Source organism: Mesorhizobium carmichaelinearum (assembly GCF_900199455.1).
Lineage (GTDB): Bacteria > Pseudomonadota > Alphaproteobacteria > Rhizobiales > Rhizobiaceae > Mesorhizobium > Mesorhizobium carmichaelinearum.
This window is the reverse complement of the sequence record NZ_FZQR01000060.1, coordinates 1-17,538: the sequence shown is the minus strand read 5'-3', so window position 1 is coordinate 17,538 and position 17,538 is coordinate 1. Positions and strand designations below refer to the sequence as shown.

Here is a 17,538-nt window from a genome sequence, read left to right as displayed (position 1 = left end):
ACTTCGAGCCCTCGAGCCGCTTGTGAACGAGCACAAGGCCGGTGCGATCCCAGACCAAAATCTTGATCCTATCAGCCCTTTTGGCCCGGAAGACGAAGGCCGCCCCGCAGTATGGGTCGAGGCCGAGTATCTCCTGCACCGCCAATGCCAATCCGTCCATGCCGCGACGAAAGTCGACCGGACGGGTCGCCATGTAGATCTTCAGATCGGCACCTGGTGCAATCATCGCGAGGCCCGCACCGCACGGATCACCTGCGCCAGATGCTCGAGGTCAACCGCCGTTCGGATCACCATGTCGTCGATCACGATTTCCACCTTCGCCGGCGTCGATTGCGTCGTCCGCTGAGGCGCTGATGTTTCTTCCACCATCAGCGGCGCGAACATCGGCGCCATGCTTTCCGGCAGTGCCAGTTGTCCCCGACGAAGGCGACGCCGCCAATCGTAGACCTGCCAGCGGCTCGCGCCATGCTTGCGGGCGACCGCCGCCACCTGCACCCCCGGCATCAGGCTCTCGGCCGCAATCCGGGCTCTGTCGGCCTCCGAACGAACCCGCCGTCCCGTCGGACCTTCCAGAACCTCCAGCCGGCCTGCGTAGCCAGCTGTCGAGACGTCCAAATGGACGTCCATTTTGCCGTCTGCTCCCATGTAGCCCCTCCGTCTCTCGCGATCGGAGGCATTCTTGGCACATTCACCTCATGCGCCGCACGAGGGGAGCGGCGTGGCGCTTACTCTTCACCGGATGGGTACTCCCTCACCGGAGGGATACGTCGAGCACCGAGCACAATTGAAAACGGCCAGACGATTCTTGGCGTCTTGGCGTCTTGGCGTCGCTGGCTCGCCTGTGAAGACGACATGGAACTGGCAACTGTGCGAAATCCTGTCCCTGCTCACCAGGCGGCGTCTCGAGGCGGACCTCGGAGCGCGGCCGAAAGACGCAAGACCGGCTACGGCGCAAAACTGAGGAAGATTCAAACGGCGCCACTCTTCTGCGGATCAACGCGCACCAAGCTGGTCAAATTGCGACTTACCTCTGGGTCCAAATTAGCTCGATTAATCGATTGAAACCCGCGGATTAGCGAATCGAGGATATTCCTTGTAGCCGTGGGATGTGGCAACGAGCACCACATGTGCATTCTCTGCTACTTTTTGTTCATTGATCAGTTTGCGCAAACCCGAGAGCGTGGCAACGCTTGAAAGCTCAAGATATAGGCCCTCTCTCGCAACGACTAGCTGATCAGCGGATACCGTATCATCGTCAACTGCGACGGATGAGGCGTTCGTCATGTTAAGCGCCTGCAATGATTGCTGGCTGACGGTGATGCCACCGATCGAACCCATAATGGTGTCATCGGGGAATGCACCGATCAGGCCTTGGCCGGAGAGTGCCCGGTGAATGCGCGGATATGGCTCGACCGCGTGAACCCTTGGGATCGATTGCGCAAAACCCGCGTCGCGCAGATCCTGGTAACCTTTAGATATTCCCCAGAGCAGGTCTCCGCGTGCGGTTGGGACAACTATGTCCGTCGGCGGCTCCTGTTGTAGTTGAAGGTAAAGTTCGAGCGCTATGGCACGATAAGCGTCGACACCAAACGGATTACTTCCGACAGGTGGAATTATGTAGTTTGTGGCCGGATACCAGTCGCCTGCTTGGGCATGGTGTGCAATGAGCGCCCAACGATCATCAGGCGTTGCAGTTGCGATGATGCGAGCGCCGTGCATTTCGATCGCTCGACGCCAGTTTGGACTGATATCGGGCGTAGTGACGACGACACAGTCGAGGCCGTTTCGTGCAGCATAAGCCGCCATCGAAACTCCGGCATTTCCGCTAGAGGCTACGGCGATCGTCTTGGCTCCGACACAGACTGCCCGTTGGACAATCTTTGCTACCATCCTGTCCTTATGCGAGCCGGTAGGATTGGCAAACTCATTTTTGGTGGACAATGCACTTATGCCCAGAGCCGCAGCGAGGCGAGGAAGTTTTGACAAGGAAGTGTTGCCTTCACCGAGACCCGATGCGTCCGGGTATGAAAGCCAGTCGCCGATCGTCTCAAACTCTAGTGAGGGAGGCCATTCGGTATAGTGCGGCACAACACTTGTCGGTGCACCCGCCTCCAGGCATACGGGACACCCTTCAAAATAGTCGTCTAACGGATAAAGGGCGCGGCACCCGATGCACTGCATCCTGTTAAGCTTGGAATTGACCTTGTATGGCACTGATTTTTCCCTCCGCTCGCCAAGCGCCTGCATTCCCGGACTCCTTCCAATTCAGTGGTCCAACATCTTGAAGCTTGAATTGAGCTAACCGCAATCAATAAAATGCGCAGACTTTCATCAATGCGATGCTGCAGGCTTTCGATTTCAGGTCGATTTTCCACATACGAGAAGCGGCGAGAGATTGAAATCCGGCGTTCTCGCTGTTGGCTTGTGGATCATGGGCGCTTCTATCTCACTCGTAGATTGGGTAGGAGGCGGCGACTGATTTGACCTTCTCAGCCAAATGGGAATCTGCCGTGTCCACAAGCGATGGGGTGCTTTTCAGGCGGTTGAGAACCTTCACCATCACTATGGCGATTTCTTGCGCTACCGCGGGCGGGATGCCTCGTGCAGAGATCGCGGAGGTTCCAAGCCGAAGCCCAGACGTAACGTTCGGCCTTTCCCGATCATTCGGAACCAGGTTGCGATTTGTAGTGATACCATGGCGTTCTAGCGCCGCCTGCGCCTTCTCTCCGGTCAAGCCGATTTTTCGCAGATCGAGCATGACCAGAGGCGTATCTGTCCCTCCTGTGACTACATCGAAGCCATGGTCTTGGAAGCACTGCGCGATAGCCCTTGCGTTGGCGAGTACATTTCGTGCATAGCATCGGAATTCATCAGTGAGCGCCTCGCCAAAGCACACTGCTTTGGCTGTCATCATCTCCGGTAATGGGCCACCCTGAATTCCTGGAAATACGGCGGCGTCTATCCTCTTTCCAAGCGTTTTGTCACGCGTGACAATCAATCCGCCCCTTGGCCCTCGCAGGTTCTTGTTGGTCGTCGTCGTCACGACGTCGATGTGGGGAAATGGTTGCGGATACTCCTTGCCGACTATGAGACCGGCAAAATGCGCTACGTCCGCGAGGCTATGCGCGCCAACATTTCTGGAGATCTTGGCGACCCGCTCAAAGTCGATTGCTCTCGGATAGGAAGATCCGCCAACGATTATGAGCTTCGGGCGATGCGTCTGTGCCGCCTCCTCCATTGCTTCGTAGTCGATGAAACCATCCTCGTCGGTTCCATAAGTAACGGTGTTGAACCATCGCCCTGACAGATTTGCTTGCAGACCGTGGCTTAAGTGCCCGCCTGAAGAAAGGTCCATGCTTAGCACGGTGTCTCCGGGGCTCAGTAGCGCGAAGTACACCGCCTGGTTGGATTGTGTGCCGGAATGGGGCTGCACGTTGGCATGACCCGCCTGAAACATCTGCTTGGCGCGGTTGATGGCATGCTGTTCTATGATGTCGATATTGGCGACGCCAGCATGGTAGCGCTTACCGGGATAACCTTCGACCGATGTGAAGGCCATGATGGATGCCAACGCCTCACGGCTAGAGCCGCTCAAATAATTCTTTGGCGCGATCAGCTCGATTTGGGTTCGCTGCCGATCCTCCTCTTGTCCAATGGCGGCGAAGATCGCGGGATCGGATCTTGAGAGCCGCTTTTGAAAGAAGCCCTCAGAATAGGCGTCCATCTCAGATATCTCCAAAGGGTGCTTGCGTACTAAACTGGCTGGACATGCCATCCAGCGGCGGTTTCATCCGATACGACAGCCGTAGCGGGCAACTTGCGAACTCCACCTTCCACCGGCTGTTGCTGCAGCGGGCCGAACGCAGCAACCGGAACAGTGGCTTGACGCGCTCCGTCTCGATATGGCGGCGAAGGCCGCGTTTGAGGGGCAACCCGGAATCGCTCTGCATTGCGAGATGCATAGTCTCGATGCCAGCCGAGTTGATGCTCATGGAGATGCGCTGACTCATGACATCTTCCTTCAGCCGGCACTTACTGCAACCTCTGGCTGCACGACTTCGAAACGAATGGTCGCACCGGCTTGCCGAATAATTCCATCTACGGCGTTCTCGATCACTTCGACGAGGTCTTCGAGGACAGCGCAAGGTCTTCGTTTCTGTAGGGTGGGATCAAATTTCCCCAGCAGCACCAAGGCGCAATTCTTGTCGGATCGGGCGCAGAAGACCAGGGCGCCGCCGCCAGCCTCGAGTTCTTGCACCAGGAATGCGTCGTCGGAAGCGACGCCGGAAAGCAGCTCATAGGTTCGACCGAGCCTCGATCGAACTGTCAGATAGTCCTCCGAAGTTTCGATGACGCCGCCGAGGGATAGGTAAGGCAACCTGGTCGAGCTCTGCAGCCATACTTCAGATCCGTCCGCTCTAAGAAACATCTCGATCTCCCTGTCCATTGCGCAGTCAGATTATCGGCATAGCAAAGCGCAGACCGACGTCAGGAGCGCTCTCACAGCGTTGCTAAGTATTCCGCTTCGAGGTGAGGCGTCAAGAAAAGTTTCGATATTTACAAATGATTTATATTTATGTTACAATACTTACATGTAAATGTATAAAACCGCAAAGAAGTGCGACGAAAAATTTTGAAACACAATGACATTTCCTGGCTGGGCCCAGGAGACAGCAGAGGTCGCCAGCACCCAATGGCGCCCCGTCGCCGACCAGATCCGGCCAAAGGTCCCCAAGCTCGCCACCATCATGGACGAAGCTGAACATGACGTGCTCGCCTAGATGAGCTTCCCCAAGGAGCACCGCACCAAGCGGCATTCGACGGATGACATCGACAAGCGTGATTTCGGCTTATTCGACTCCTGTTTGTTTCTTTGTTCGGCTTCAAGTGAGCTGTTTCTTCGCCCCAGCCTATTGCGAGCGTGTCGAGACGCAGTCAAGGCTGGCTGGTGCGATGGCGCCAGGGCCGGCTGCGAGATTTCCAGGCCACGCCTTGACGGCGTCGAGCACGGCGCCAGTCTGAAGCGGGTCGAGGCGTCGGTCGTGCCGCCACATTCTTTATGCTATATTTGTCCGGCACGGACGACCAAGTGGCAAAGAGTGGTGCGAGAGGATGAGAGTACCGCCACGCAGCCGTTATAGTCGTTCCTCGTTTGTGGCGTCCGTGCGCCGCTTCGGCCCGCGTGACCGCCAATGCCGAACCATTAGCTCGTAGGCACGTTCGGTGCATTCTCGGCCGCGGCTTTCTCGCTGTTTCGCAACTCCTTCACATTGTAGGCGTAAGCCGAACCGCGGCGACCGACACCGCGCTCGCCCGGCGCGCCAGCCTTGAGAGCGAGCTGCCTCTGCTTTGCCGCCACCAGCGCCGGGCGAGCCCAGAAGTAGTCCTGCTCCTTTGTGAGCAGATGCCAGATCAACACGGCGAGCTTGCGGGCGACCGCCACGGCTGCGACCTGATGGCCGCGCTTGTTGCGAATGCGCAGGAAGAAAGCCCTGAGCGGTCCGGGCGCCTTTGCCGTCGCACAGGCGGCTTCGACCAGCATGGCGCGGGCATGGGAACGTCTATGTTTGCTGATCCGGCCATATTGCGCCAAGCCAAGGCCGGATTGGCGCACACGAGGATTGAGGCCGAAGTAGCTCACCAGCTTCTGCGGTTCACGGAACCGCCGGATGTCGCCGACGGCGGCGATGATACCGCTCGCGACGATGGCGTTGACGCCGGTGATGGTCTGAAGCCGCCGGACTTGCACATCATCGACCGCTTCCCGGGCGATCTCCTGATCGAGGTCAGCCAGATCCTCGGCCAGGCGGTCTATCTCGCGGATGTGGCGGGCGATAGCAGCCCGCTCGTCGTCAGGAAGCACGTGCCGCTCGAGCCAGGCGCGACCCCGAGGGTTGAACAGATCGGCAAGTGGGCACTTCGGCACGAGGTGCGCCTGCAGGATGCCATGCACCTCGTTCTTCACGCGCGTGCGATGCCGCACGACCTGGTTGCGCCGCGCGACGAGGCGGCGAAGCCGCTCAGTCCGCCCATCGGGAACCCAGACCTCCGGCAGAAAGCCGCTGGCATGGAGCTGCGCCAAAAACCCGGCATCGATCTTGTCGGTCTTAATCCTGGCATGGGCGATCGCCTTCACCTGCATCGGGTTGGCGACAATCACCCGGCCGACGACAGAACCCGCACCACCGCCATGGCGTTGCCCGTAGCTTCGACGACAACTCTCATCCGACCGTCGCAAACTGCGGCCGAAGCCTTCCAGTCCCGAGCGGGTCCTGTCACCCCGCCCGTGAGGGCGCAGCTGTCCATCTTCCCAAATCACCACCTCCGCAAAGGTGCGGTGGATGTCCAGTCCAATCACGCGTCTCATCGGCTCCTCCTCAAACAGTCGGGAGCCGGCGGGCGACGCGACACCTACGGATCCGCGCTCTCGGCGCAACCGGGCAGGTCGCAGGGGCGGCCAGCTACTAACGCGAGCTCGCAGCTCATCGAATAGATCGGCCTGCCCGCACTTAGCGTGCTCCCGGTGCCCCTGTCCCGGATGGTCGCACCATACGCCGAAAATCGATCATCTCCAGCGGGGATCGGATGGCACCGTCATGATCATACCGGTTATCAACATGCCGGAACGCCTCAACGAAGAGATCAGGCGCCGCACCGAGGTCGTCGGCATCTTCCCCAACGACGATGCGATCGTGCGCCTCGTCGGCGCAATCCTGCTCGAACAGAACGATGTGTATGGACCTATATGGACCCCGCCCGATTGCAACAGGTCGGCTGGATCAAGATCGTCGGTCACAACTGCTGACGTATATCCGGCTTCCTCATGCGGCTGGACAACGTCTTCGCCGCGCGCCCTGATGAATATCCGCTTGGAGAACAGGTCCCACTCAATCGAGCGCGCTCGAGGCGCTTCGGATTGATCGGGGTGTCCTGGTTCTTCGTCTCCGTTTGTTCGCCATCACCTCACTTTGCCCTGACCATTCGGAGAGCCTGTCGGGCGGCAGTGGCCTGCGGCTTGTAACGCGATCCATCCCTGATGACGGCGAAGATTGTTCTTGCCATACGATGCGCCAAGGCGATGGCAACGACCTTCGTCTTCTTCCGCATCAGCATACTCGATAGCCAGTCCGGTCCCGGCTCGCGCTTGAGCCGACATCTGAGCATGATCTGCGCCATGGCGCCCAGATACAGCAATCGTCGGATATAACGATTGCCCATCTTCGAGATTCGGCCGACCTTCTGTGTTTGCCTCCGGTGGAGTGCGGTTTGGGCGTGAGGCCGAGCCAAGCCGCATAGTCTTGTGAATTCCACGCCATCATGGGCAGCCATTCCACGGGATCGTGGGCACCGTTGAAGCGCGGGTGAAGGAGCCTCGACCGACAGTCTGAGCGAGCTATGGCTTGTCTCGTTTTTTAACGAGGAAGCCAGATGCCGAGCGAAAGATTGTCGATGCGCCGCATACGCGAACTATTACGACTGAAGTACGAGAGTGGGCTGAGCAGCCGGGTAATTTCTGCCTCGCTTGGCATCAGCAAAGGGTCCGTGGGCGACTACTTGCGTCGGGCTCAGGCAGCTGGGTTGGGCTGGCCGTTGCCCGAGGCGATAAGCGACACAGCACTGGAACGACGGCTGTTTCCGGGCCAGCCAGCCGCGACGGCAATGGATCGCAGCCCTGAGCCTGACTGGGCCCATGTCGATCGTGAACTGCGGCGCCCGGCGGTGACACGCGCTTTGCTGTGGCAGGAATATCGGACCGAGCATCCGGGCGGTTACGGTTATTCGTGGTTCTGCGAGCACTACGAGGCCTGGAAGCAGCGTGTGTCGCCGACGATGCGCCAGCGCCATGCCGCCGGTGAGAAGGTCTTCGTCGATTACGCTGGCGACACCATCGATGTCATCGACCCGATAACGGGTGAAGCCCAGGCGATGAAGCTGTTCGTCGGCGCGTTGGGGGCCTCGAGCTATGTATATGCTGAAGCCCGGCCCAGCGAAGGGCTCGCCGACTGGATCGGCTGCCATGTCGGCATGTTCGCCTGTTTTGGCGGAGCGACGGCCATCACTGTTCCCGATTACGTGCCCGGGCACGTAATCGGGAACCAACAGAGCCGGCGCGCCGCCGAACGCTTCCAGTGCATTGACGTGACACCCCAGCCAGTCCGGAAGCGTCTCACTCCAGCGCGCTTCCGCATAGGATAGGCTCGACGCCCCCAACACGGCCACGAACAGATGCGCCTACCGCGTCTTGCCCTTCAGCCGGTCGACGACCACGGTCACAGTGTCGCCGGCGTAGTCGACGAAGAGTTTGTCGCCAGCGGCATGGTTCTGCCGCATCGTCACCGGCAGGTTGGATGCCCAGCCTCTGTAAAGATCACAATAACGGCTGTAACGGTAACCATCGGGGTGACGCTCGATGTATTCGTCCCAAAGGATCTGCAGCGTCACATGCTTGCGCTTCAACTCGCGATGCACGTAAGCCCAGTCCGGCTCCACGCTGCGGCGGTGCCCCGTCTTCGTCCCGTTCGCCTTGTAGAGCGCAGCCTCCAGGACCGCGTCCGTGATCTCATCCCCTAACGGCCAGGCCAGGCCGGCAGCCTCCGCCCGGCGAAGCGTTTCGCGCACCGTCGAGGGCGCTGCGCCCACACGGTATGAGATCGCCTTGTGGCCAAGGCCCTCTTCAAATCGATATCTCAAAATCTCGCGGACACGCCGCATGGTCACTCTCTCCGCAGGCATTTCGTTCCTTCCCTGGACAACCCAAAAGAAGAAACATTCCACCAGCAGAGCACCCGGCCCAAACACCGCCACCAGGGGGCGGCATCATTTCGGAATCAGGGGGCGGTTAATTCTCGGAACGAGGGGGCGACATCATCTCGGAATCGGGGGGCGACTTCCCTCGGAATTTGCAAGCAGCGCCTCACGCTCGGCTAGCAGCGCCACGTAGGCGCTGGCAAGATCCGAGGGAAGATCAACCGGCTTCGAAGTCATGCGCCGATTGAATTACATTTCATTATATTTTCAATCAAAAAATGCTACCCAACCCGAGTTGGACGCCACGTTTCCTGAGGATTTCGCCAGTCTATCCCAGACAGGAGATAACTCAGCTGTGCTGGAGATACTGTCACAACTCCGCCCTCAACTGTCGGCCAGATGAAGCGGCCGCGCTCGAGCCTTTTTGTGAACAGGCATGCTCCTTGGCCATCATGCCAGATGACCTTCAACAAATTTCCGCGTTTCCCCCTGAAGCAAAACAGGTCCCCCCCAAGGGGATTATGTTTGAGGACCTCCTGCACCCGTAGCGCCAACGATGGAAAGCCACATCTCATATCGGTGTAGCCTGTCGCCAACCACACAAGCACGCCTTCTGTCGGGATCATCGCAGCATTTCCAGGCCCTGCAAGATCCGCAGCAGGACACTGACGTCGACAGTGCGGTCAACGATCACACGCCGGCCGTTGACCCCGACGATTTCCATCCGGCCACCGGTAGACACCGCTTGGCAGCTCGCAGCCGGCACTTCGGAGTGCGATCGCACAGGACCTGGCTCTTCCGGCTATGGCGCGACAATGTAGATGGAGGAGCACGACGATCAGGATGAAGAGTCAAGTGGCCGCGATTTGGTGAAGATGGACTGTGCATTGATGAGTTGCAAGGACTGTTTGCGTAATTGTCGCGGAGCGTCACTCGGGCCGCGTTTGCGATTGTCGCGGCGCGTCAATCTGGATTGAGACATTTGTCGCTGGAGGCTGAACAAAAAAGGCCGGCCCCGTTTGAATGGAAGGCCGACCTTCATTTGCGCGACAATCTATGCTGATGTTTGTTTGTCGCGGCGCGTCAATCGGCGGGAACCGGAACAGGGAAGGATGAAGCCGATGCCGAAGCATCCTCGCCATGCGTTGTCACACGGGATATAGCGGTCTTGCGCCTGTAGCTTTCGACGTTCATCTCGAAGATCGTGGCGTGATGAACCAGTCTGTCAATGGCGGCCAAAGTCATGGCCTTATCTGGAAAGACCCTGTCCCATTCACCGAAGGGCTGATTTGCGGTGATGAGAAGCGAGCGGCGCTCGTATCGCGCACTGATCAGCTCAAAGAGTACACTGGTTTCAGCCTGATCCTTGCTCACGTAGGCCATGTCGTCGAGCACCAGCAGATGATACTTGTCGAGCTTTGCGATCGCCCCCTCAAGATCGAGATTGCGTCGTGCGGCCTGCAGTTTCTGAACGAGGTCGGTGGTCCGGGTGTACAGCACACGCTACCCATTCTCGATCAGTCCGGCGCCGATGGCGGCCGCCAGATGCGATTTCCCGCCGCCAGGTCCGCCAAACAGCATCAGGTTGGCGCCGTTCTTCAACCAGACATCGCCCGCGACCAATGCCATGACCCGGGCCTTCGAGACCATGGGCACAGCCGTGAAGTCGAAGGTATCGAGGGTTTTGCCTGGAGGAAGACGTGCTTCAGTGAGGTGGCGCTGCATACGCCGGGTTTCGCGTTCGGCGACCTCGAACTCAGCAAGCGCCGCCAGCAGCCGGGCGGCTGGCCAGCCTTCGGTGTCAGCCCGCTCGGCGAAGGTAGGCCAGGCCCTGGAGATGCCGGGCAACCGCAGATCGGTCAGCATCAGGGACATGCGCGCGGTATCGACAGGATCATTGGGCCTCATGCCAAGACCTCCCCGCGAGTGCCGATCAGCCTGTCGTAATCGACCAGCTTGCCCAGATTGACGCTGACCTGCGGAACACTGGCCGGGTTCGGCGTAAAGCGGGCGCGCATGCCGTCAAGCGATGGCAGAGTTCCCGCATCGAGTTCGCCCTGGATGGCGTAGGCGAGTGCAGCCTCGACATTGCGCTCATGGGCCAGGCTCAGCAGTTCCACCGTCAGGCGGCAGGCATCGCGCTCCGGCAGCGCCTCCATGGCGGCATTGTAGAGATTGCGATAGGCATCCCTGGGGAAGAGCTGATCGCGATAGCCGAGTCTGGGCAAAGCTCCCGGCTTCTGGCGCAGGGAATGAATGACGTGACGGTAGTTCACGACATGCTGGACAGGGCCGAGCTGGCCTCTGACGCGCGGCAGCTTCATCAGGGAGGTGCCGCCGAGGAACAGTTCGATATGCTCCTTGAAGAGCCGTGCGCGCAGCCGATGTCCGATCAGCCGTGAAGGAACGGTGTAGAAGACCCGGCGAAGGGTAAAGCCTCCACTGCTGGTGACATAGACGATCTCGTCTTCGCCTTCGGGCTGGCGCTTGCGCGGCAGCGCCAGCAGGCTTTCGCGCTCAATGGCGATCTCCCTGGCCCGACGGGCATTGCGCTGGCCGACAACCTCGTCGATGAAGGCGGCAAAACTGGTGACGTCGGCAAAGTCACGCGTTCCGCGCAGGAGAAGAGCATCCTCCAGTTCCCGCTTCAGATCGCCATGGGATCCTTCGACGGCGCCGTTCTCGTGGGCGACGCCGCGATTGTTGCGGCTGGCCTTCATGCCATAATGGACACAAAGCGCTTCATACCGATCCGTCATATCCTGGGCGGCATCGGCATTAAGATTGCGGAATGCAGCCGAAAGGCTGTCAGTGCGGTGATCGCGCGGTGCTCCGCCGATACACCAGAGGGCGTTCTGCAAGCCACTTGTCAGCGCGGCAAAACTTTCGCCGCCCTCGACAATCTCAGCATGCTCGAAGCCGCTATAGGCCAGCCGGAAGTGATAGAGCAGGTACTCGAAGATCACGCCGGCGATCGTCACCTTGAGGTGCGGTGCGTGGGTAAAATCCGACAACCCCATGCGTCCCGGCTCATGAACCTGCCGGAACATCACCTCCTGATCTTCGCCATGGCTCGCGCGCCATGCCCGTATCCGGCGCTCGAGTGTGCGGCGAATACCAGAACCGAGTTCGGGATGACGCTTGCAAAGCTCACGAAGAATGCCGACAGGGCGCAGGCCGGGAGCGCTTTGCAGCATGGGAACAACTTCTTCGGTGAATATCCCTTCCAATGGATCAGGCCGACGTCGTTCGTGTTTGACCTTCTTCTCCCTTGGTGGACGGGGGTCTGCTTCGATCCGATAACCAGTGGATGGGCTGAAACCTGATTTGGCGGCCGCGACAGGGACACTGTGCTTCTGGCGATTTTGCATATAGAGCCTCAATTGTTGATCCGTGATGTGTCTGCCGGGCATTCATTCTTCCTTTGAGCGGGAAGAAGAAATGAACCCAACACATCGCGATCACCAGACGGCGTGAACCCCTATGTGGGTTCGCGCCGTCGCCAGGTTGATCGACGCGCCGTATCCGGCTCTACATCGTGCACGCTGTGACCGACCACACCCATTTCAATGAAGGCGATTGGTGGGGTCTCGGATCGGTCACCCGATCTCCGTTCCCGGGTTTGCTTCATCCAGATGTGCAAGTGGTTCGCGTTCATGTCGTGACGCCGCGCGACAACCGCCACCGGATCACCGGACTCCTGCACCTCGCGCATGATCGCCAGCTTCTGCTCGACCGTCCAGGAGCGGCGCGTCCGCTGTCGGCCCGCATCCGTCGGCAGCGGCAGAGCCGCGGGCGTGCTCGCTTCCACCCTCGACGGCTGTTCCATAGCCAGATACTTCATTGCCAAGCGTCCACTTAATCTAAGCGGACACTACCGCCACTAGGAACGCGTCAGTAGGCGGCCTTTAGCGTATGCGTACTCTGTGGGAGGCCGTCGGCTCGATCGTCGAGCTGTTCTCCCCGACCGAGTGCGAAAACTACTTCAAAGCCGCAGGATATGATCCGGATTAAGCAGGATGTGCTCTAGCGCCGTGAGCTCTATGCCGAAATCCTTGACCTGTCGCCGCGACAGATCGTGTCCCGGATTGGCGATTGGCAAGCTGGCTCGCAGAGGGCAGTGAGCCTGAGCGCCGGGGCCGCCCGCGCGTCTTCATGGATCTGTTTCGAAACTATCTCGAAAAGCGCCGGGAAGAAGGAGGAACGCCAGCGAAACGAGTTGTAACTGTGGACCGAAATCAAGCACCGCGGCTTTGAAGGCTGCAGGCGATCGTCTACAGGTGGACCGCGCCCGCAAGGAGCGGCCACTCATCGCTCCGCCAAATTCGCGATGGCAGCCGCCATCGCGTCGGAACAGGGCGCCGGCCCGATCCGCTCGCGAAGATTTTCGACGCCAAGATCGTGCCGAAAGCGATCGCCGGCTTTGCTGGGCAGCAGCGCCAGCGATTCTAGTTAGCGCAAGAGCTGGCTCAGGAACAATTTCGTGCGCTCGTGCCGGGGACTGTTGAAGAAAGCCTCCGGCTCATTCTGCTCGACGATCTGGCCCTGATCCATGAAGATCACGCGATTGGCGACCTTGCGCGCAAAGCCCATCTCGTGGGTGACGCAGAGCATGGTCATGCCTTCTTCGGCGAGCCCCACCATCGTCTCCAACACTTCCTTGATCATTTCCGGATCAAGCGCCGAGGTCGGCTCGTCGAACAGCATGATGCGCGGGTTCATGCAGAGCGAGCGGGCGATCGCCACGCGCTGCTGCTGGCCGCCGGAGAGCTGGCCCGGATATTTGTTGGTCTGTTCCGGGATCTTGACGCGCTTGAGGAAATGCATGGCGATTTCCTCGGCCTGCTTCTTCGGCATCTTGCGCACCCAGATCGGCGCCAGCGTGCAGTTCTCGAGGATCGTCAAATGCGGGAACAGGTTGAAGTGCTGGAACACCATGCCGACCTCGCGGCGCACCTCGTCGATCTTCTTCAGATCGTTGGTGAGTTCCTTGCCGTCGACGATGATCTTGCCCTTCTGGTGCTCCTCCAGCCGGTTTATGCAGCGGATCATGGTCGACTTGCCGGAACCGGACGGACCGCAGATGACGATGCGCTCGCCGCGCATCACCTTGAGGTTGATGCCCTTCAGCACATGGAACGCGCCGTACCATTTGTGCATGCCTACGATGTCGATAGCGACATCGGTGGTCGAGATGTGCATAGGTGAAGAATTTCTACTGACGTCAGATGAGAAATCTATTTGGTCCATGGGGTAGCCTCGATCCATCGCATGAGATTGCAGCACAACGTTAGGGCCTTTTCGGCGACTAAGAACTATCGCGCCCTAAGCAATCAGGCACAGTCGGAAAAATCACATCGGCGCCAGAGTAAGAACGCACAGAGCGCGAACGTTGCGAGCACCCCGCCGCAATCCGTGGGCCCCTGGTTCCCGCAGCGCAGACGCATTTCATCCGCCGGTTCCATTCGTGAACTACGGTTCAGAGCAGCCGAACTGAACCGCCATTCCCAGTTTCAATTTTTGCTAGCGTTTGTGTCGAGACGTCTGATGGCCAATGAACATGGAATACTTATAGCTAGAAATATGAGCGCCACCATTGTGTAGGGTTCATTGTATCGAAAGGTAAGCCCGGCAATATTCTGCGCCGCCCCGAATAGTTCGACCACCGTTATAGCAGAAAGGATAGGTGTATCTTTGAACATACCCACCAAGTAATTGCCAAGAACCGGCAATATCGGTCTGATCGCCTGGGGGCCAACCACAAGAAGCCACGTCTTCCCTCTGTGTAAGCCCAACGAGTCCGCCGCCTCGAACTGTCCGCGGGGGACTGAGGCGATACCGGCGCGGTAAACCTCAGAAAAGAAAGCTGAGAAGTGTAACGACAGCCCGATGATACCAGACCAAAGAGCTCCGATTGTAAGGCCTCCAGTCGGAAGTATGTAGAATATAAAATACAATTGCACCAAAAGGGGCGTGTTGCGGATAAAATAGATGTAACCGATTGAGAAAGATTTCAGTGCCACTGAGCCGGAGCGATGGAACGCAGCGAGTACGCCACCCCCAAGAAGGGCGCCCACGAAACCTCCAAGGGTCGCGATGACCGTTATAACTGCGCCCTGAAGGAGAATTGGGAGTATGCTCCAGGCGAAATGAAAATCAAATTGCACAGCTAGCCCCTCGAAAAGCGGCCGGCCCGTCGCTCCGCCCACAATACGATCAGATTTAAAGGTGTATTGATGGCCAGATAACAGAGCAGGACGCTTGTCCAGATTATATACGTTTGCCCAGTGGAATAGACTAGAGTTTGACCGTAAAATGTGAGTTCCGGTATCGTTATCAACGAAACGAGAGCTGTCGCTTTAACAGTCTCGATTGCTTGATTGCCGAAACTTGGAAGCATAATGATCACCGCCTGAGGCAGGATAATTTTCCAAAACGTGACCAAGCGCGAAAGTGATAGGCTCCGCGCTGCTTCTACTTGTTCTTTCCCGATGCTGTCGATCGCGGACCTAACAATTTCGGATCCGTAGGCACCGAGATTCAACCCCAAGCCAATTACCGCAGTGAGTTCTGCTGAAAGGCCAATCCCGTAAAGCGGGAGTATAAAATAGAGAACGAACAGCTGTATCAGTAGGGAAGTCCCTCGAAAAAACTCAACGTAAACAACAGTCGCCGCACGCAGTAGGCTAAATCGGGATCTTCTCCCCATGCCGACTACGAAAGACAACAATAGGGAGACTATCATCGACTCCGTAGCAATACGCACTGTCACTCCTACCCCCCGCAAGAGGAGGGGTAGGAACTCGACCTTAGCATACAATGCTTCCATGATCAGGAACCCGAGCAGAGACCCTCAGCTGTAACGCTAGCGTCCGGCAGATCGTCTTTGGTGAAGCCATAGGGCGCGAGAATTTCAAGAAGCTTGCCAGAAGCACTCAGGTTCTTGATCCCGTCGTTTACGGCCGCCACGAAGTCACTGTCCGCCTTGTTAAAGCCGAATGCCTGGAAGACGTAAAGGGGCTTGCCCTTGTCGTCTTTCGCGATTGTGAAAGGTTGAACGCGCTCGACTTCGCTCTCCCCGAACTTCTTGATCAGTTCGCTGACCTCAAGGGCGGGATAGTAGATCGCATCCACCCGCCCGGCCTTCAATCCAGCAATCGCTTCGGTATCACGGGCGAACAGAACAATGCGGTCCTCCGGGATTCCCACTCTGTGAAGATCAGCAACCTGGGACGCTCCTACTTGCGATCCCACCTTCAATGATTTTGATGCGGCGATATCTTCCAGCGAATGGATCTTGTTCGGGTTGCCGGTCTTTGCCGCCAAAACGTTTGCAATGCGGGTGAAGGGATTGCTGAAGGCAATTGCCTCGCAACGTTTTGGGGTTATGGCCATGCCAGCACCAAGGACGTCGAAGCGTCGCGCGTTGATAGCTGGAATTAAGGCCGAGAATTCGCTGACATTTCCTTTGATTTTGTCGATGCCGATAGGTTTAAGGACGGCCCTCAGCACATCGATAATCACTCCGTTCACCGAGCCGTCCGTTTCGAGATACCCATAGGGCTTTTCGTTAGCGATGCCGACTTCTACTGTGCCGGACTCCTTGGCTTTCTCAAACGATGTAGCGGCGCCCGCGCTCGACATCGATGTTAGTATCAAAGCTGCAGCCAGTGCGGCACCGCGACGAAAGTCATTCATATTGTAAAGCATTCCCCTGTTCCTTTCGTTTTTTTACTTCCTGCTATTCGCTGTGAGCGAATCCGTCATGGCGGTTGAATGCCTCCAAGCCTTGTCGACCGTTGCGATGTCGAAACTGCCCTAGCCTGTACGCATCGCCAATTCCCATGCATCCAAGCATCCCTCCATCGGCACCCTCCGTAAAGATCATATTTCCTTCAGTTTCTTTCAAATGTGATATGGTCTGGATTGGCCTGGAAGGCTTGGCGCGGACGTCGAGTGGGCGCAATCAAATCCAACAGCCCGGTGTGACCTAGCCCGGAAAATTCAGTGCGCCCCGATGGCGCGTATCACCAGTGGAGGAAGGTTCCACCCAGATAGTAGTCGATTGGTCTGGTAGCTGACGAGCGGCTCGGTCGGGTAACTGGCCGGGTCGAAGCCTCGTGACAAAGGCCGCCTTGGGCGGTTGAGCAATCCGATGGGCCGTAACGTGAGTGAAGCCTGAGCAGGCCTCGAAAGTGATGATGTGGATGCCGACCCGCCTGAATTTCGGGGAAGGCCGCGCGAACGGGGAAGCAATCGACATGTGCACCCGTTCGATCCGCCGGGGTAATGGGCACGGCACGTCGGAAGGGTGATGCGGGTAACGGGGGAGACCCGCTCGGCATGAGGGTAGCGGCCTCAACGCAGCCGTCAGGGCGGCGGTACCGGTGGGAGTCGGACAGGGTCATAATACCGCTGAAGCCGGGTAATGCCGGTGGAGGGAAGGGCCCTGACTTCTGGTGTGCTTTCGAAGTTGGTTAGGAGGGGGTGATTGGCGATGAGCCTCGAAACACCCGAAAAGATCAGGCACCTGCAGAGGAAGCTGTATCGTAAGGCGAAGGCGGAGCCCGCTTTCCGCTTCTACGTGCTTTACGACAAGATCTGCCGTGAGGACATGTTGCGCCATGCCTATGCGCTGGCCCGCGCCAATGCGGGTTCGCCGGGCGTGGACGGCGTGACATTCGCGAAGATCGAGGCGGAAGGCGCGGAGAGGTGGCTGGCGGGCCTGCGCGAGGAACTTGTCTCGAAGACCTACCGGCCGCAGCCGGTGCGACGGGTGATGATCCCGAA

Annotated in this window: 16 protein-coding genes and 5 pseudogenes; 4 read left to right on the top strand and 17 right to left on the bottom strand. The window is 58.4% G+C overall.

Annotation, left to right across the window (positions count from 1 at the left end; genetic code table 11):
• The 6 genes from tnpB (CKW40_RS40540) to CKW40_RS40515 all read right to left on the bottom strand — a co-directional run.
• Nucleotides 1–226: IS66 family insertion sequence element accessory protein TnpB (tnpB, locus tag CKW40_RS40540; protein ID WP_143748503.1), on the bottom strand; the 226-nt coding region annotated here is incomplete at its 3' end.
• Entirely contained in the window at nt 223–627 is a 405-nt protein-coding gene (tnpA, locus tag CKW40_RS40535) for an IS66-like element accessory protein TnpA (RefSeq protein ID WP_244571508.1), read from the bottom strand. The genes tnpB (CKW40_RS40540) and tnpA, both read right to left, overlap by 4 nt.
• Nucleotides 628–1,050: 423 nt before the next feature.
• Nucleotides 1,051–2,247, bottom strand: coding sequence for a threonine synthase (locus tag CKW40_RS40530; RefSeq protein ID WP_095205173.1), 1,197 nt, complete (start codon nt 2,245–2,247; stop codon nt 1,051–1,053).
• Between the two features lie 199 nt (nt 2,248–2,446).
• On the bottom strand, nt 2,447–3,724 hold the full coding sequence (gene glyA / locus CKW40_RS40525; protein ID WP_095205172.1) for a serine hydroxymethyltransferase: 1,278 nt from the start codon (nt 3,722–3,724) through the stop codon (nt 2,447–2,449).
• A 1-nt stretch (nt 3,725) separates the two neighbouring features.
• Complete coding sequence (locus CKW40_RS40520; RefSeq protein ID WP_095205171.1) at nt 3,726–4,010, bottom strand: hypothetical protein; 285 nt, start codon at nt 4,008–4,010, stop codon at nt 3,726–3,728.
• A gap of 11 nt (nt 4,011–4,021) precedes the next feature.
• Nucleotides 4,022–4,447: a hypothetical protein gene (locus CKW40_RS40515; protein ID WP_244571507.1), complete on the bottom strand. Its 426-nt coding sequence runs from the start codon at nt 4,445–4,447 to the stop codon at nt 4,022–4,024.
• 211 nt (nt 4,448–4,658) lie between these two features.
• Here CKW40_RS40515 and CKW40_RS40510 point away from each other — a divergent pair.
• Nucleotides 4,659–4,778: pseudogene (locus CKW40_RS40510) on the top strand (IS256 family transposase); the annotation flags it as partial.
• Between the two features lie 425 nt (nt 4,779–5,203).
• Here CKW40_RS40510 and CKW40_RS40505 read toward each other — a convergent pair.
• Nucleotides 5,204–6,367, bottom strand: a complete 1,164-nt coding sequence (locus tag CKW40_RS40505) for an IS110 family RNA-guided transposase (protein ID WP_244571506.1) — start codon at nt 6,365–6,367, stop codon at nt 5,204–5,206.
• Nucleotides 6,368–6,614: 247 nt separating this feature from the next.
• On the opposite strand from CKW40_RS40505, the pseudogene CKW40_RS40500 reads away from it, so the two are divergent.
• A pseudogene (locus CKW40_RS40500) lies at nt 6,615–6,731 on the top strand (transposase); the annotation flags it as partial.
• A gap of 232 nt (nt 6,732–6,963) precedes the next feature.
• Here CKW40_RS40500 and CKW40_RS40495 read toward each other — a convergent pair.
• A complete protein-coding gene (locus tag CKW40_RS40495) occupies nt 6,964–7,329 on the bottom strand; it encodes a transposase (protein WP_095205170.1) in 366 nt (121 codons plus the stop codon).
• A 99-nt stretch (nt 7,330–7,428) separates the two neighbouring features.
• Between CKW40_RS40495 and CKW40_RS40490 the strand changes: the two genes are divergently transcribed.
• Nucleotides 7,429–8,196 (top strand): hypothetical protein, encoded by a 768-nt coding sequence (locus CKW40_RS40490; RefSeq protein WP_179298296.1) that lies wholly within the window; start codon nt 7,429–7,431, stop codon nt 8,194–8,196.
• Here CKW40_RS40490 and CKW40_RS40485 read toward each other — a convergent pair.
• The 9 genes and pseudogenes from CKW40_RS40485 to ehuB form a co-directional block, all read right to left on the bottom strand.
• Nucleotides 8,089–8,712, bottom strand: a pseudogene (locus CKW40_RS40485) (IS21 family transposase); the annotation flags it as partial. The gene CKW40_RS40490 and the pseudogene CKW40_RS40485 sit on opposite strands and share 108 nt — an antisense overlap.
• A 317-nt stretch (nt 8,713–9,029) precedes the next feature.
• Nucleotides 9,030–9,374 (bottom strand): IS66 family insertion sequence element accessory protein TnpB, encoded by a 345-nt coding sequence (tnpB, locus tag CKW40_RS40475; protein WP_095205168.1) that lies wholly within the window; start codon nt 9,372–9,374, stop codon nt 9,030–9,032.
• Between the two features lie 457 nt (nt 9,375–9,831).
• Nucleotides 9,832–10,656, bottom strand: a pseudogene (istB, locus tag CKW40_RS40465) (IS21-like element helper ATPase IstB).
• Nucleotides 10,653–12,161 (bottom strand): IS21 family transposase, encoded by a 1,509-nt coding sequence (gene istA, locus CKW40_RS40460; RefSeq protein WP_095205167.1) that lies wholly within the window; start codon nt 12,159–12,161, stop codon nt 10,653–10,655. The pseudogene istB and the gene istA overlap by 4 nt, the downstream one beginning before the upstream one ends.
• 68 nt (nt 12,162–12,229) lie before the next feature.
• The gene (locus CKW40_RS40455; RefSeq protein ID WP_095205166.1) at nt 12,230–12,592 is read right to left on the bottom strand and encodes a transposase; all 363 of its coding nucleotides are present in this window, start codon (nt 12,590–12,592) and stop codon (nt 12,230–12,232) included.
• 608 nt (nt 12,593–13,200) lie between these two features.
• Nucleotides 13,201–13,950, bottom strand: coding sequence for an amino acid ABC transporter ATP-binding protein (locus CKW40_RS40450; protein WP_095205165.1), 750 nt, complete (start codon nt 13,948–13,950; stop codon nt 13,201–13,203).
• 311 nt (nt 13,951–14,261) lie between these two features.
• Nucleotides 14,262–14,915, bottom strand: a complete 654-nt coding sequence (gene ehuD, locus CKW40_RS40445) for an ectoine/hydroxyectoine ABC transporter permease subunit EhuD (RefSeq protein WP_095205164.1) — start codon at nt 14,913–14,915, stop codon at nt 14,262–14,264.
• 2 nt (nt 14,916–14,917) lie between these two features.
• Complete coding sequence (ehuC, locus tag CKW40_RS40440; protein ID WP_280175435.1) at nt 14,918–15,577, bottom strand: ectoine/hydroxyectoine ABC transporter permease subunit EhuC; 660 nt, start codon at nt 15,575–15,577, stop codon at nt 14,918–14,920.
• A gap of 2 nt (nt 15,578–15,579) precedes the next feature.
• The gene (gene ehuB / locus CKW40_RS40435; RefSeq protein ID WP_095205163.1) at nt 15,580–16,458 is read right to left on the bottom strand and encodes an ectoine/hydroxyectoine ABC transporter substrate-binding protein EhuB; all 879 of its coding nucleotides are present in this window, start codon (nt 16,456–16,458) and stop codon (nt 15,580–15,582) included.
• Nucleotides 16,459–17,245: 787 nt separating this feature from the next.
• On the opposite strand from ehuB, the pseudogene CKW40_RS40430 reads away from it, so the two are divergent.
• A pseudogene (locus tag CKW40_RS40430) lies at nt 17,246–17,538 on the top strand (group II intron reverse transcriptase/maturase); the annotation flags it as partial.